Here is a 14,821-nt window from a genome sequence, read left to right on the forward strand (position 1 = left end):
TCCTGCATGCCCCATGTTCTTAGTAGTTATCCGTAAGAGGGTGTTTGGAAAGCGGGGGGTAGCTTCAGCAGGAAGGATGCGTCATGGAAAGAATCTTTTTACGCGTCTTCAGGTTGGGGATCGTGGCGACCCTGCTCGCGGCATTGCTCGGAATCGCGGCAGGGCAGGCGCAGGCCTGGGTCTGGTATGTGAAGCCCGGCCAGGGCTCAGGTAGCGGCAAGGCCTGGAGCGATCCGTTCACGACCATTGCGGAAGCCGTGGCAGCGGCCACGGACGGAGACAGCATCTGGGTTATCGAGGGTGAGTATCTTATTGATAAATCCATCAAGATAACCAAACGACTGAACATCTATGGCGGCTTTCTGGGGGTGGAACAATCCCCGGACGCACGCGTGGGAGATTTGCGTTCGACCATCGACGGCGGCGACAGCACCGCCTGCATGGCGATCTCCGCGGATACTCTTCTGGACGGCATCGATTTCTTCGAGTGCAATTCCTACGTCAACTCCGGCGGCGGTCATGATCCGAACAAGTATTTGCCCGGCGCGGGCATCACGGCTGAAAACGCCAAGTTGACCATGCGCAACTGCACCTTGCGAAGGATCACTGGAAATTCCCATGGTGCAATGAGAGCCGACAACTGCCAGTTGGATATTTGCGACATCCGCATCGAGGATAGCTTTGCAGCCGACATCCCCACAGGTACCAGCGGCGGCATGTATCTTGGAAACTGCGCCGGAAAGATATCCAAGACAACGATCCTGAATTGTAGCGCATCGCATGACGGAGGAGGGATTTACGCCGAGGGCGGGAATCTCCTTGTGGAGCGCTGCCAATTCCTCCGAAATACCTCGGGGCGTGGTCAAGGCGGGGGGATAAGCATCCAGGGTGATCACGTCGTTCAGGATTCGCATTTTTCCGCCAATTATGCGCTCGCGGGAGCAGCGGGACAATTCGAAGGAACGACAGTCAACCGCTGCAGAATGTTCGGCAATATCGACCATGGGGCAAGCACGATCATCGCGGACAATGCAAAGCTGTACAACTGCGTGATACATGACAACGAAAGCGAGGCCCAACCCAGCGTGGCATATCTCAACGCTTCTTCCCTGGTGAACTGCACAATCGCGACACGGGCCCCGCGCAGTGGCTCAGGAAGCCTGCAGGCCAGTGGAAGCCGTATCGTCAACTCGATCCTCAGGAATACAGGAGATGATCCCATTTTCGTTGGCAGCCCGGATGTGTCAGTGACCTACTCCCTGGTATCTGGCGGCTATGCCGGTGAAGGCAACATCGACGCCGACCCGCTGTTTGTCGACCTGGAGAACTACAACTTCAAGTTGCAGCCCACTTCTCCGTGCGTGGATGCTGGCACCGCGAATATCCCGGATCTGCCGGAGACGGATTACACCGGCAAGCGGCGTATGATGGGTTCGGCCCCGGACATGGGCGCCTACGAGTTGTCTCAGCTGCCCAGGGACGCCCTGTCGCGGCTGCTGCTGCCCAGCCAACTGGATAGCGAGCAAGCAGCCGGGGTTGGGGGCTTATAGCGCAAGAATATCGGAGGGTGTGCCGCATCGGCGCAATGGAGGAGGAACAGGGCCGGTGCGCAAGCTCCGGCCCTGTCAGTATTCGTCCGTAAGTCTTGACCTTCGCACAGGGGAGGGACACGTCGCATGAAAAAGCGGCCCAGGAGTGTCTCCGGGCCGCTTTTAAAGCATGGAGTCGGACGATAAGCCGGGTTCTGTTCCCCTTGCGGGGCAGCCGTCATTCCTCTAGGGCCTGGATTGCTCCAGGCCTCAAGCAGCCTACCCGGAGGCAACGGCCGGGCCGACCGTATGCGCCTCCCTATTTGGCCTTGCTCCGGACGGGGTTTGCCTAGCCGGCCGCGTCACCGCGACCGCTGGTGGGCTCTTACCCCACCGTTTCACCCTTACCCGCCTTGCGGCGGGCGGTTTGTTTTCTGTGGCACTTTCCCGGAATCGCTTCCGCTGGACGTTATCCAGCGTCCTGCCCTGCGGAGCCCGGACTTTCCTCCCCGGGCCTTGCGGTCCGCGGCGACAGCCTGTCCGACTCCAAGGACATGGACGGAAGTGGTCTTCCATCCATGTCCTGAAAAGAAAATAAGGCCCTCCGCAGAGCTTAGCAAGGCGGAGGGCCGTGTGGCTTTTAGGCTTCCTCGCGCTCGGTCGCGGTGGAGGGCAGGTGCTCGCTCCAGAAGATGAGCCGCTGGCAGTTGGGGCAGCTGTGGATCTGCTTGCCCTTCTGCAGGTCGTTGAAGGTCTGGGGCGGTATGAGGATGTGACAGCCCGAGCAGACGCCTTCGCCGACGGAGACGATAACCGGGTGCCTGAGCCGGGCGCGGATGAATTCGTAGCGGCTGAGAATGGGCTTGGGGATGATCTCGCCGGCGGCCTTGCGGCGCTTCATGAGACCGTCCAGCAGCTTCTGCGCCTCGGCCATCCGCTTGTCCAGGGTCTTGCGCATTTCATCCAGCCGCGTGCCCAGCGTGGACAGCTCCTCGTCCTCGGAGGTGAGCAGCTCCTGCTGGCGCTTGAGCTCATCCATCAGGGCGGCGTTTTCTTCCTCGCGCAGGCGGTTGACCTTCTCCATGTTGTCCATCTCACGCATCATGGCATGGTACTCGCGCGTGTTGCTGGCCATCATGAGTTTGTTCTTGCTCTTCTTGATGCGCGAAGAGTCATCCTCGATATCCTGGCCCAGGTGGGACTGCTGGGATCGCAGGTTTTCGATCTTGCCCGCGGTCTGATCCCGGCGCTCCTGCACATCCTTGTATTGCTGCTCCAGGGTCTGCAGTTCCTTGGGCGCGCCCTCCAGGTCCTTTCGGATATCCGTGATCTCCGCATCGATCTGCTGGAGGATTACGAGCTGTTCGATCTGCTTCTGGTACATATGCTACTCCTTGCAGCCCGGCCCCAAAGGCCGCGCATGAACGTTGTCGCGGCGCGTCCCGGCGTCGGGGCGCTCACCGTCCCTGCCGTGCCCGCGGGACCTGTGGAATGCCGCGTAGAAAGGTTGCTGGCTGCGCCGGGTCATTCCGGGCGGCCGTGGCTCACGAGCCGCATGGGCTCACGGCCTGGAAAAAATTCCGCTTCGACTCCCTGCGTGCCGAGATCGGCCCTGAGGCGGTCGTGGAAGGCCTGCATCATCTTTTCTTCGAGGCCGAAGTGGCCCACGTCCAGGACGAGCCCGGCCGCGTCCAGAGCCTCATGATATTTTACGTCGCCGGTGATGTATACGTCGGCGCCAAGCTCGAAGGCGCGCCGGACGAGGGAGCCGCCAGAGCCGGGGCAGTAGGCGACCTTGGAAATCGTCTCCGGCTCCTGGCCTGCGGCGATCCAGAAATTCCGGCCCATGCAGCCCGCCAAGTCCCTCAAGAATTGCTTGGCCGGCAAAGGGTCCTTGAGCTCACCCAGCAGGCCAAAACCGAGGGCTCGCTTGGGCTCGTCCAGGGTCAGGGCCGAGTAGCCGATGCTGCGGCCGGTGGCCTGCGCCAGCAGATCGACGACCTTGCGCCGCGCGTCGGACTCGCAGATTACCCTCAGCTGGCCTTGCTCCTCGTGCATGGAAGCCACTTCGTTCAGCATGAGCAGCGCGGATTTCTGCTCTGCGGTCAGGGGCTCGGCCAGGTCAAAACGCATCTCGCTGGCCGTCACATCGGCCAGTGGTTGGAGGACCCGCAGGTTGACCAACCAGAGTCTGCGCGCAAGCCAGGCCGCGGGGCCCAAGGGCTGACAGTCCAGTGACGTATGCGCGGCGTAAAGCCAGGCGTCGGAGGCGAGCAGCAGGCGCAGGGTTTCGTGGTAATCGTCCAGGCGGTCGGGCAGACGAGGGGACAGACTCAAGGGGTGGTGGCAGAGGATGAAGCGGGCGCCCCGATCCAGGGCTTTAGCCACGCTGTCGGGGCGGGGGTCGAGCATGACCGCCAGCCTGTCGGTCTCGGTGGCCCGGCCGGCCACCTGCACTCCGCTACGGTCCCAGTCGGCCTGGTATCTGGGCGGCGCCACGCCCTCTATGCGGCGTATGATCTCTTGTACGTCCAGCATGACTACCTCTCAACGTGAAAGGTGCTCCCCGGGGGTGCAGGCCCGGAGAGCACCTTGATCATAAGCTTCACAGAGAGCTTCAGAAATGCGCGTGTGCGTGTATGAGCCCAGCAATGACGTACCTTGAATTGGTGGGCCAAGGAGGATTTGAACCTCCGACAATCCGGTTATGAGCCGGGGGCTCTGCCAACTGAGCTATTGGCCCTGTTTGATGTCGAGCAGATTAATTTACAGCTCAAGTCCGGCTGTGTCAAGACAGGCGAAGCCCATCTTCAGTCTACTTCCTGCTTCTTGCGGCAGACCGTACGGATAAAGTTGATGGCCGCATGGCCGGCCTTGGCGCCTTCACCCACCGCCACACTGATCTGCATGAAGCCGCCGGTGCAGTCACCAGCAGCGAACACGCCAGGGATATTGGTCTTCTGCTCGTTGTCCGTAACGATGAACTCGCCTCTGCGTTCCAGACCCAGCGTCAGGGCGAAGGTGCCGGCACCGGCTTCGCCCAGGGCCACGAAGAGGCCGTAAGCCTCCAGGGTCTTGCCGTCCTCCAAGGACAGGTGCTCCAGGCCGTTCTGGCCCTCCAGGCGGACAATCTTTTGCGTGACGATGGGTATGCCGGCCAGTTCCAGGGCTTGCTGGAGTTCAGGGCCGATGTTGGTCTGCTTGCCGTTGGTGCAGATGGTCACGTCCTGCGTGTAGTGCTTGAGGTCCAGAGCCTGATTGGCGGCGAACAGCGATTCTCCGAGCACCACGACCTTCTTGCCCTTGAAGAAAAAGCCGTCGCAGCTCACGCAGTAGGATACGCCCTTGCCTTCGTACTCGGCCAGGTTTTTGATGCCCGGGCGCACGCGCGAGACGCCAGTGGCCAGGATCACGGCGCAGGCCTTGATCTCGCGCTGCTCGGTCTTGACCTTGAAGGTGCCGTCCTCCTCCTGGTGGATGCCGAGCACCTGCTCGCAACTGGCCTCGGCGCCGAAGCGGGCAGCCTGCTTGATGCCTCGCTCCTGCAGTTCGCGACCCGAGATGGTTTCGGGAAAGCCGAAGTAGTTGTCGATGTCATAATCACCGGCGTACTTTGGCGCGCAACCGATGACCTGTACCTTTATGCCGGCCCTGGCCGCGTAAATGGCTGCGGACAAGCCAGCCGGACCGGCTCCTAGAATGAGCAACTCCACCTTTTCCATGGTGGACCTCCTGGAGAAACGGCTCCCGCATGCGCGACAGCCGGCAACCGTGGCGCATGCGGGGCGAATGTGTGCTTAAGATAGGTCAGCACAGGGAATTTGGCAATGGCGGCCGCAGGTTGCTTTAGGCCAGTTCACTCTCGGCCGGTATGTCCGCACGGCAACCGTTTCGATGCATGCGCCGGGCGATGTACATGAACGGCGTGTCCAGGGCCGCCACCATGAGCTTCATAATGTAGGTGGTCAGTAGTATCTGCCAGAATACGGGCCACGGAAAAACGCCGATGAAAGCGATGGCGCAGAAGATGGCCGAGTCCAGGAGCTGGCTTACCATGGTCGAAGCGTTGTTGCGCAGCCACAGATGGCGCTCGCCGGTGCGCCTGCGAATGGCGTGGAAGGCCCATACGTCGTGCATTTGCGAGATGAGGTAGGCCGTCAGGCTGGCTACGGCCACGCGCGGCATGAAGCCGAAGATGGCTTCCAGGTGCGGCTGCACGAAATCCGACGGAGCGGGCGTGTAGATCAGGCTGACCTGCATGTACAGCGTGGACAGGACCAGCACTGCGAAACCCAGAAGCACGGCCTTGTGCGCCGTGCGCTTGCCGTGGAACTCGCTCAGCAGGTCCGTGGCCAGGAATATGCTCGCGTACAGGATGTTGCCGAGCGTCGTGGTCAGCCCGAACAGCTCAACGGTTTTGAGCACCTGGATGTTGCACAGGATGATGCTCATGACAATGGCGGCGAACAGGCCGGTGCGGCCGAAGAAGCGCATGAGCACCAGAACCATGCTCATGTCCACCAGGGCGAAGAGAAAAAAGATGAGTTCGTTCAAGGAAAGGCCTCCTTCAGGATTCCCGCGGGCCACATGGTCGGCGGGCGATAGACGGGGAAGAGGTCAAGGCCGTCTTGGAGGGGTCTGCTTAGCGCTTGCAGAATGGAGGGTCAAGAGGGGGAAATACAAAAGGCAGCAGGATACGGCGAGTTTTCGAGAGGCGGACTCATGGTCCGCCTCTCGAAATGGCTGCTGTCGGGAGATATGGGAGGGAACAGGCCCCCGTGCGGTGCTAGTTTCCGGCCGCCTGCAGACTGTCTTCGTCGGCCTGGCGGCAGACCATGTTCCGGCCGTTGCGTTTGGCCAGGTACAAGGCTTGGTCCGCCTCGCGCACAAGGTTGGTGTCCAGGTCCACGCTTGCGGCGTCGATGGAGGAGATGCCGATGGAAACGGTGACCTGGAATGTCTGGCCGTGGAAATGAAATATCTTGCCGCAGATGGCCGCGCGCAGCCGCTGGGCCAAAGTGTGGGCATTGCTTTCGTCCGTGTGCGGCAGGATGACCACGAACTCCTCGCCGCCGTAGCGCGCTGCAATGTCCGTCTCGCGCATGCTTTCGCTCAGGATGCGGCCAAGTTCGCGCAGGACCATGTCCCCGGCCTCGTGGCCGAAGGAATCGTTGATGCGCTTGAAGTGGTCGAGGTCGAGCATGAGCAGTGAGATGGGCTGCTGGTAGCGCTTGTGGCGGGCCAGCTCCTCGCGCAATCGCCTATCAAAGCTTTGGCGGTTGTGGATGCGCGTCAGGCCGTCGAAGTCGGCCATGGTCTGGACCTCGCGGTATAGCAGGGCGTTCTTGAGCGCCAGGGCCAAATGCTGCACCGCGGCGGTGATGGTCTGTACCTGATCGCGGGCCAGGGATACGGGTTCCTTGCTGGACAAGGCCAGCAGGCCGAAGGGCGTCAGGCCCGTGCGCAGGGGCATGGCTACGACCGCGGCGGGCTGCGGCCCGCCTATGTCGCCTTCCTGGCCCTGGGAACGGGTCTCCAACGGCACAATGGTGTAGCTGCGGACCTCGCGCCCGATGATGGGCGCGGCCTGCTCCAGGAGATAAGCGCACCAATGGCGACGGCTCTCGGCGGAAAGGCCGGGCGAAAGATATAGCTCAGCCTCGGGGCCGGCCGCGGTTTCGCGCCAGAACAGAGCCTGCACGGCCTGCACCGGGAAGAGCATGTCCATGTCCTCGCGGGCGCGGTTCATGATGGTCCGCGGGTCCAGGCTTTCGGAGGCGCGGGTCAGGATGCGGTTGAGGAACTGCAACTGGTCCGTCTTGCGCGCCAGCAACTCGCGTTCCAGGAGTATCTCCTTGGTCATGGAGATGACGTCCGTGTACATGGTGCGGATTTCGCGGGCCCGGAACAATACGTCCTGGACAGCCTCGCGTCGCAGGGGGCAGCGTATGGTGGTCAGGAAGCCCTGCTCGGCCACATCCTCATAGCAGAGGTCCGTGGCCTTTTCGTCCAGGATGAGAATGCGCAACGGTGCATCCCATTCCTGCAGGGCGGTTCTGTGCTCGGCTGGCAGGCCGTCCCAGGCGTCGGCGGAAATCCAGGCCAACGCCGGGCTCTCGCCCTGCATGTCGGCCGGGTTGGGCAGGGCCGAAAGCGGCCAGTTGCGCAACTGGTACTCATCGCCGGCAAGGGACTGCAGAAGCGTGGCTTCGTATTCGGCCAATCCCAGGCCCCACATGAGCTCCACGCTCGTACCGAGATCCATTCCGTCCTCCTGGATGCACTGGAGATCAAGACAAGTTTTCCGCTGGTATCAAAGCAAATATGGGGCCATGGCGCCGGCTCGTGTTAAAACCAGGTCAATCCGCCAGGAAGCGAGGTAAATCCAATGTAGTAGAACCGCGCTAGTCGGGAAGCTGGCAGGAAAGGGGGGCAAAAAATTCCGTCGTGTGCAGTATTTGACATCGCCCACATTGTATGTCTTTGGAAGCTCATGCACGCACGACGTATCTGGGCCACCTTGGACCCCTATCATGAGCCCGGCGCGATTCTGGGCCGCCGGGTGGCCAACGAGCACTTTCTATGCTCCCTGCTGTCCGCCGGGGCTTTTGATGAGCATCATTTCTTCCTGGCTGGCGGAAGTCAGGAAAAGGCCCTGCGCGAGTTCCTGGAGCAGCGCTTTCCCGGCCTCGCCGGGAAAGGCGGATTGCGCTTTTTTTCCAGGTTGGACCTGCCTCGCATGCTCCACGCCACGGACTATCACTGCTTCCACCTCTCGGATTGCATCGTGAGCCAGCCGCATATGGCCCGGCTGCGCAACCTCTATTCCGGGCGCATCTTCCCGGTCACGGGCCCTACGCACTCCTTGAGCTATTCCGAGCACATGACGGCCATGCTCCAGCACCTCTGGCCCGGGACAACGGCGCGCGACTGTATCGTAGCCACGTCGCGCTCGGGCCAAGAGGCCGTGCTGGCCTATTTCCGCGAGCTGCGCCAGCGCCTCGGCCTGGATTCCGAGCGGTTCCGCGAGCCGAAGGTGGAGCGCATCCCTCTGGGCGTTGACCTTGCGGCCATGGCCCCGCTGCCCGGCGAGCGCCGGGCGGAGGTGCGTAAGACCCTGGGCTTCGGCCCGGACATGGTCATGGTGCTCGTGTTCGGACGCATCCAGCATCATTCCAAGTTGGACCTGCTGCCCATGGTGCGCGCTTTTCAGCGTCTGGCCGCGATGGGCCTGGGACGGGATCGGGTGGGCCTGGTGCTCGGAGGCTGGGCGGACAAGGGCGATGCATTCCACGCAACCCTGCAGGAGATCGCCGCCAATGCCGGCCTGCACATGCGTGTGGTCCTGCGGCCCACGGACGAGCAAAAGCGCGAGCTGTTCGGCGCGGCCGACGTGTTCTGCTCACCCTCGGACAACCCGCAGGAGACCTTCGGTCTGACCATGCTGGAGGCCTCGGCCATGGGACTGCCGATTGTAGCCTCGGACTACGACGGCTACCGGGACCTGGTGGTTCATGGTGAAACCGGACTGCTCGCGCCCACCCTCGGGATGGCCCGCAGCGGCGAGCTCGACGCCCAGGCGCGGGTGCTCTTCGATAACCAGTACCACCTGCTGCTCGGTCAGGGTACTGTCGTGGACGTGCGCTCTCTGGCCGAGGCCCTGGGCCGTCTGGCGGCCGATCCCGGTCTTCGCCTGAACATGGGCGCGGCGGGCCGGCGCCGCGTGGAGCGCGAGTATTCCTGGGAGTCGGTGATCCAGCGCCATGTGGCCCTGTGGGACGCCTTGTGGGATGTTGAGCCCGGCGGAGACCTGGCTGCCGCGCACCCCCTGCATGCGCCCTATGCGGAAATATTTGCCGCTAATCCGAGCTCCCGGCTCTCGCCCGATGTCCGGCTTGTTTGTACCAAGGCCGGCGAGGCAGTGTTGCGCGAGCGGGAGTTCCCGCTGATCTATGGAGGCGTGGCGGAGTGGGTCGATCCCAGGCTCCTGCGCATGCTGATCTTCCTGGCCCGCAAGCCCGCGCAGGCCTTTGATCTGCTGACGCGGCTGCGCGAGGCCAAGCCGGATCTGAGCCTGGAGCGCGCCGAGTTCCTGCTCCTGTGGACTCTCAAACAGGACTTCCTCGAACGCGCGGAGACTGCCTGAGCATGACCGCAAGCGCCTTGACCGTTACGCACCACACCTGTCTGGAGCAGCGCGGCGGCGCGGCCCGCGTGGCAGACATGCTTGCCGGCTGGCAGGCCGGGTCCGGCATGCGCGTAGGGCATACCTTCGAGCTGGCCGAGACCGAAGCCGGCCGACAACGCCAGCAGTCCAGGATCTGGTTGGATGACTTGCGGGATGCCGCCAGGAGCGGCGGTCTTGTGCACCTGCACGCCACCCGCGACTGGCCGGCGCTGCTGGAAGGTCTGGCCGGCCAAATTCCGCCGCTGCCCAAGCCCGTGCTCACGCTGCACGATTGCGCGCTCCTTACGGGCGGGTGCATCTACATTTTGAACTGCCCCCATTACGCCTTCGGCTGCGTGGAGCCTTGCCCCAGGAGCCACGGGCAGGTGCGGGAACGCCGCGAGCACATCGAGCAGGCCTTGCGCAGCCTGTCGCCGCTGGCGGTCAGTCCCTCGCGCTGGTTGCGGGATCTTGCGGCGCAACGCTTCCCCTGGCTCGACCTGCGTGTGGTTCCCAATGGCGTGGAGTGGCCCGAAGCCCGGCCGGACAAGGTCGAAGCCCGGAGGCGTCTGGGCTTGGCGGCCGAAGCGCGCCTGACCCTGTTCGTGGCCCACGGCGGCACGTCCGCGGCCTGGAAGGGCGGCGACATCTGGATGGACATGTTCAAGCTCATCAAGACCCGCGAACCGCGAGCCGTGGCCTGCATGCTGGGCGGGGAAAAGCAGGAGCGCCGAGGCGACGTTTTCCTGTGGCCCTACGTGGACCGTGAGCGCATGACGCTATTCCTCACCGCGGCCGATGTGCTTGTCTATCCCTCGCGCGCGGACAATCATCCGCTCATCGTGCTGGAGGCCATGGCAGCCGGGACCTGCGTGGCCGCCACCGCCGTGGGCGGCATTCCGGAGCAGATCCGCGACGGCGAGACGGGCGCACTGGTGCGCGGCGACTGGCTCGCCCTGGCCGAGCGGACAGCGACGTTGCTTGCGCACCCCCGACAGACGCGAACCATGGGCATCAATGCCTTCGAGACGGGCCGCGCACGCTTCTCGCTCCAGCGGATGGCCGCCGACTACCTGCGCGTCTACGCACAGGCCGTAGCCGACTAAGCATTTCGCACGAGAATTGGGGAGGGCTTTGCCCTCCCCAGCCCCACCCAACAGGGCGTGACGACGCCCTAGACCCGCGCAGTTCGTTCGCGAAGCGCTCCAGTTTTGTTCATTCGCCGCTTCCAGCCATCCCCACGGGCGATCCGCCCACAAAATCGAACCTACTTCGAGCAGCCCCCTGCGCCGGATTCCATGTACTGAGAGATTATTCGTCCTCTGGCTTGATGCATCCGGAGGGATTTCTGGTAGCATGCCCCCAAAGGAGGCTCTGCGGAGAACGCGCTCTTCGTCTCTTCGTCATCCTGAGCCTCCTGCCCATGGCACAAGGCGGCGGATCCAGGCCCGGCGGCGGCAACTCAGAAAGATGAAGGAGGAAGCAATGGCGGTGCCCATCAAGGTGTCGGATGAATTGAAAGGCATGCTCAACGAGGCGATTGCCCGCGAGCTTTCGGTGTCCATTTCGTACATGTGGCAGCATGTGCTCATGACCGGCGTCCAGGGCTTCGCGGTCCGGGGCGAGATCAAGAAGATATCCATCGCGGAGATGAAGCACGCCGAGGAAATCGCCGAGCGGCTGGTGTACCTGGGCGGCAAGCCCACGACTCAGCCGACGGAAATCAAGGTCGGCGAGAACCTCAAACAGATGATGCAGATCAACGCCGGCCAGGAAGTGGGGGCAATCGAACTGTACCGCAAGATCATCGCCAAGGCCGAGAGCGAGGACGACAAGGTCACGGCCGACATGTTCCGCGACATCCTGGGCCAGGAAGAGGAACACCACAACACGTTCACGGGGTTCCTGGAGGAGAGCTGAGGACCGGATGCACGCATGAATGGAAAAGGGGCCGTCAGGCCCCTCAGATCAAAAATATAAAATTAGGCAGGCTTGAGACGTGTCTTTAAAGCCACTGATCGGTGTCGATTAACCGCGCCTTATAACATCCCACGGTAAAGCACAGGGGTCAAAGGCCCGCGGTTTCTGGCGGATTGCGGCACGGAGAGGGGCGGCGCCTCTCCCGTAAGCAGTTGAAAGGCCGGTCTTAGCGCCAGAATACCGGATAGCAGCGCCTGGGCGAGAGGTTGTTCACCGCCAGGGCCACGGCGAGCATGATGAGCGCGCCCAGGCCCACGGGCGCCAGGGCGTACATGAAGCCGAGGGCGCGCACAGGCTCGCCGCCGATGACCGCGATGAGCGCCGTGGCCCCTCCGGGCGGGTGCAGGGTGCGCGTGACGTGCATGGCCGCGATGGACGTGGCCACGGCCAGCGGCGCGGCGATCCACACGGCTTCGGGCAGCAGCTTGGCCACTGCCACGCCGATGAGCGCCGAGAGCACATGGCCGCCCAGCAGGTTGCGCGGTTGGGCCAGGGGGCTTTCCACGGCCCCGTAGATGAGCACGGCCGAAGCTCCGAAGGAGCCCACGAGCATGAGCGGACCGGTGCCGTCCATCATCTTATGGCTCAGGAAGGATACGGCGAGAATGCCGAGGAAGGCCCCGAGCCAGGACCAGCAGACTTCGCGCAGGCACGGGCAGGGCGGTGCGACGCTCTTGCCGCGCATTTTAGTCAGATAGCGCAGGACTGACTCGCGACAGGAGTTCCCCTCGCACTCTTCAGGCCGGAGAGAGCGGCTGTCGAGAGTCGCGGTGGGGATATCTTTATTATTCATAGACATATTCTCCTTGATCGATGGCTGTCCAAGGCCAAGGCTATAACGACTTGTCCCGTCAGACCGTGACCTGGGTCACGGAAGACATGTTTTTGCGCCGGGCTTACCCGAGAATAACCATGCTCGAGTAGGAAGCATGGAGCTTCGCGGCTTTTGTCTGAAATGCGTTTCGGCCCACGCACAGGCGGCGGGAATCGCCCTACTGGCCCAGCTTGGCCAGCAGCATGGCTGCGGCCAGGGCCGGCGCCATCCAGGACAGCAGGCGCAAGGGGCGCTCGTAGCCAGCCAGCAGGCATTGCATGTCCCATTGCGCAACGCCTTCGGCCGTGGCGAAGGTGGCCCCTCCAGCGTTGGCTTTGCGCCGCAGGAAGCGCGCCGGGGTGCTCAACTCCCGCTGGGCCAGGCTCATGAGCGTTGCCGCAGCGGCCAGCAGCAGCACGCCAGGCGTCAGGGCTTCGGTCTGAGCCCAATAGCCCACCAGCACCGGATAGCCGCCCCAGCTCAGGGCGAATCCCAAGTTCGTGTGCAGCAGCCCTCCGAACCACTCCAGACTGTAGGCCGCCACGAGGAACGCTCCGAGCAGGGCCAGCAGTATGATCCAGGCCGAGACGAACAGCAGGCTGAGCAGGGCGCATGCCAGGGACGCTGCCAAGGCGGCAAGGGCCATGAGTTTGAGCGCCCGGTCGCTGAAGCCCGTGCGCAGGGGACGGCCGTTGAGCTCGTCCAGGGCGTGCGAGGCTACACCCGTGCCGGCCAGAAAAGCCGTGAGCATGAGCGCGAGCATGTGCCAGTCCAGGGCTGGAGCCAGGGCCGCGCCCATGGCCACGAAGGACAGGTTCCAGAGGGTGTAGGGCGGGTGCAGGATGGTCCAGAAATCCGCCCACAAGCCGCCCTTGCGGGCGTAGTAGGCCGGAGTGATCGCCGCTGCGCCTAGCCCGCCGTTCGCAGTGTGATTCTTCGCGGCGAGGCCTGTCGCATCAGTCATGTTTGTCGTGCCGGTTGTTTCGCTCACAGGCGTGTCCCCCACAGAATAAGCCCTCCGCCCAGGGAGGGGTTGGCCGAACGCACATGGCTGAGGCCCGCTTGGCTCAGGAGCCGCTCCATCGCCGGTTTGGGCCAAGCTCGGTGGAAATCGTCGATACTGCGGCCCAGGAACGCTCCCACTCGATGCCAGCCTGGCGAGATGAGCGCGCCGGCCGCGGGCAATCCCAGGCTTGTATACAGCCGCCAGAGGCCGCCCCACACGCCGCGCGGCCGACCGAAATCCAGCAGGGCCACGCGGCCGCCGGGACGCACCACGCGCGCCAGCTCGCGCAAACCGGCCAAGGGATCTTCCAGATAGCGCAGCAGGTATCCTGCCGTAAGACCGTCGAAGCTAGCATCCGGGAAGGGCAGGGCCTCGGCCCTGGCGGCCACGGCAGCAGCCCCCCTGGCCCTGGCTCGCGTGAGCATGGCCAGACTCTGGTCCAATGACACCACGCGCAGGCCCTGCTTTTCCAGCAGGCGGCTGATCTGGCCGGTGCCGGCGGCCACGTCCAGTACCCGAGAGCCGGGCGGCAGACCCAGGCCGTTCACCAGCTCTTGTCGCCAGCGCGGGTCCTGCCAGAAGCTGAGCGCGCGCGACCAGCGTTCGTAGTCGACGGCAATGGGTGCGAAGATTTCCTGGGCCAGCCTGTTGCGCGCCGTGGGCATGCATACCTCCTCGTGTTCGGTGGACCCGGAAACGGGACGGGTCAGACGAACATACACCAGGCGCGCGGCTTTGGGCAGCCTTGATGGAGAAGTGCAAAAGGAACTCTCCAGGAATAATGTGAGAATTTCGTTCGTTTATGTGGTTTTTTTATTGAATTTTATTCTGTATTAATAAGTATAATCTAATAAATAGTCTCTGGAACTGCTTGACGAGCCCACGTGGAGGTCTTAGTAGCCATAGCCATGGACTCACTATTTCCGGAGTTGCCGTTATGAAGATCATGAAAGCTTTGCGTAAGACCTCGGCCCGCAATCCCTTGGCCCGTCGGCGCAACCTGAACCACGCGGCGCACATGCTTATGACCGCTCTGACCTTGGGGCTTTGGCTGCCTGTGTGGCTGGTTCTGTGCCTGCGCAACGAAGGCTGGAAGAGCAGCCACAACTGGCTGCTGGCCGGCAAGGCGTCCGTTGGCCTCGCTCGCATGGATCGCCTGGATATGACGCCCGAGATGCGCAGCCGCCTGGCTGACAGATAACCTCTCTCTACCGCCTCGTATTTCCAGAGCGCCCCGGCCATCCGGGGCGCTCTGATTTTCTCTTGACCGAACCCTGGGTCAAATCCGCCCGAGCTTGCCTTCCAACCTCCTTTGGGTCATAGAA

Annotated in this window: 13 protein-coding genes, 1 tRNA gene and 1 other RNA gene; 5 read left to right on the plus strand and 10 right to left on the minus strand. The window is 63.0% G+C overall.

The window, feature by feature from the left end:
- Positions 1 to 83 precede the first annotated feature (83 nt).
- Positions 84 to 1,550 carry a right-handed parallel beta-helix repeat-containing protein gene (locus H585_RS0118545; RefSeq protein WP_027368928.1) on the plus strand — a complete coding sequence of 489 codons (1,467 nt, stop codon included), beginning with the start codon at positions 84 to 86 and terminating at the stop codon, positions 1,548 to 1,550.
- Positions 1,551 to 1,717: 167 nt separating this feature from the next.
- Here the strand turns inward: H585_RS0118545 and rnpB are convergent.
- The 7 genes from rnpB to H585_RS0118575 all read right to left on the minus strand — a co-directional run bounded on the left by rnpB (position 1,718) and on the right by H585_RS0118575 (position 7,794).
- Positions 1,718 to 2,077: RNase P RNA component class A (gene rnpB, locus H585_RS22295), an RNA gene on the minus strand.
- Between the two features lie 92 nt (positions 2,078 to 2,169).
- Positions 2,170 to 2,913: a zinc ribbon domain-containing protein gene (locus H585_RS0118550; protein WP_005989747.1), complete on the minus strand. Its 744-nt coding sequence runs from the start codon at positions 2,911 to 2,913 to the stop codon at positions 2,170 to 2,172.
- A gap of 140 nt (positions 2,914 to 3,053) precedes the next feature.
- Complete coding sequence (locus tag H585_RS0118555) at positions 3,054 to 4,067, minus strand: Nif3-like dinuclear metal center hexameric protein (RefSeq protein ID WP_027368929.1); 1,014 nt, start codon at positions 4,065 to 4,067, stop codon at positions 3,054 to 3,056.
- A 129-nt stretch (positions 4,068 to 4,196) separates the two neighbouring features.
- A tRNA-Ile gene (locus H585_RS0118560) sits at positions 4,197 to 4,272 on the minus strand.
- A gap of 67 nt (positions 4,273 to 4,339) precedes the next feature.
- The gene (locus H585_RS0118565) at positions 4,340 to 5,251 is read right to left on the minus strand and encodes an NAD(P)/FAD-dependent oxidoreductase (protein WP_027368930.1); all 912 of its coding nucleotides are present in this window, start codon (positions 5,249 to 5,251) and stop codon (positions 4,340 to 4,342) included.
- Positions 5,252 to 5,375: 124 nt separating this feature from the next.
- Complete coding sequence (locus H585_RS0118570; protein WP_014260512.1) at positions 5,376 to 6,083, minus strand: queuosine precursor transporter; 708 nt, start codon at positions 6,081 to 6,083, stop codon at positions 5,376 to 5,378.
- A 232-nt stretch (positions 6,084 to 6,315) separates the two neighbouring features.
- A complete protein-coding gene (locus H585_RS0118575) occupies positions 6,316 to 7,794 on the minus strand; it encodes a GGDEF domain-containing protein (protein WP_027368931.1) in 1,479 nt (492 codons plus the stop codon).
- A gap of 228 nt (positions 7,795 to 8,022) precedes the next feature.
- Between H585_RS0118575 and H585_RS0118580 the strand changes: the two genes are divergently transcribed.
- From H585_RS0118580 to H585_RS0118590, 3 genes are all read left to right on the plus strand, one after another.
- Entirely contained in the window at positions 8,023 to 9,675 is a 1,653-nt protein-coding gene (locus tag H585_RS0118580) for a glycosyltransferase family 4 protein (RefSeq protein WP_027368932.1), read from the plus strand.
- Positions 9,676 to 9,677: 2 nt separating this feature from the next.
- Positions 9,678 to 10,802, plus strand: coding sequence for a glycosyltransferase (locus tag H585_RS0118585; protein ID WP_027368933.1), 1,125 nt, complete (start codon positions 9,678 to 9,680; stop codon positions 10,800 to 10,802).
- A gap of 379 nt (positions 10,803 to 11,181) precedes the next feature.
- Positions 11,182 to 11,616 (plus strand): ferritin-like domain-containing protein, encoded by a 435-nt coding sequence (locus tag H585_RS0118590; RefSeq protein ID WP_014260516.1) that lies wholly within the window; start codon positions 11,182 to 11,184, stop codon positions 11,614 to 11,616.
- Between the two features lie 226 nt (positions 11,617 to 11,842).
- Here H585_RS0118590 and H585_RS0118595 read toward each other — a convergent pair whose 3' ends face one another.
- The 3 genes from H585_RS0118595 to H585_RS0118605 all read right to left on the minus strand — a co-directional run bounded on the left by H585_RS0118595 (position 11,843) and on the right by H585_RS0118605 (position 14,161).
- On the minus strand, positions 11,843 to 12,469 hold the full coding sequence (locus H585_RS0118595; protein WP_034628482.1) for an HPP family protein: 627 nt from the start codon (positions 12,467 to 12,469) through the stop codon (positions 11,843 to 11,845).
- A 199-nt stretch (positions 12,470 to 12,668) separates the two neighbouring features.
- The gene (locus H585_RS0118600; protein WP_244432636.1) at positions 12,669 to 13,481 is read right to left on the minus strand and encodes a hypothetical protein; all 813 of its coding nucleotides are present in this window, start codon (positions 13,479 to 13,481) and stop codon (positions 12,669 to 12,671) included.
- Positions 13,478 to 14,161: a class I SAM-dependent methyltransferase gene (locus H585_RS0118605; RefSeq protein WP_027368936.1), complete on the minus strand. Its 684-nt coding sequence runs from the start codon at positions 14,159 to 14,161 to the stop codon at positions 13,478 to 13,480. The genes H585_RS0118600 and H585_RS0118605 overlap by 4 nt, the downstream gene beginning before the upstream one ends.
- Before the next feature lie 272 nt (positions 14,162 to 14,433).
- On the opposite strand from H585_RS0118605, the gene H585_RS0118610 reads away from it, so the two are divergent.
- A complete protein-coding gene (locus tag H585_RS0118610; RefSeq protein WP_005988906.1) occupies positions 14,434 to 14,697 on the plus strand; it encodes a hypothetical protein in 264 nt (87 codons plus the stop codon).
- Positions 14,698 to 14,821: the final 124 nt, after the last annotated feature.

The organism is Desulfocurvibacter africanus subsp. africanus DSM 2603 (assembly GCF_000422545.1).
Taxonomy (GTDB): Bacteria; Desulfobacterota; Desulfovibrionia; order Desulfovibrionales; family Desulfovibrionaceae; genus Desulfocurvibacter; species Desulfocurvibacter africanus.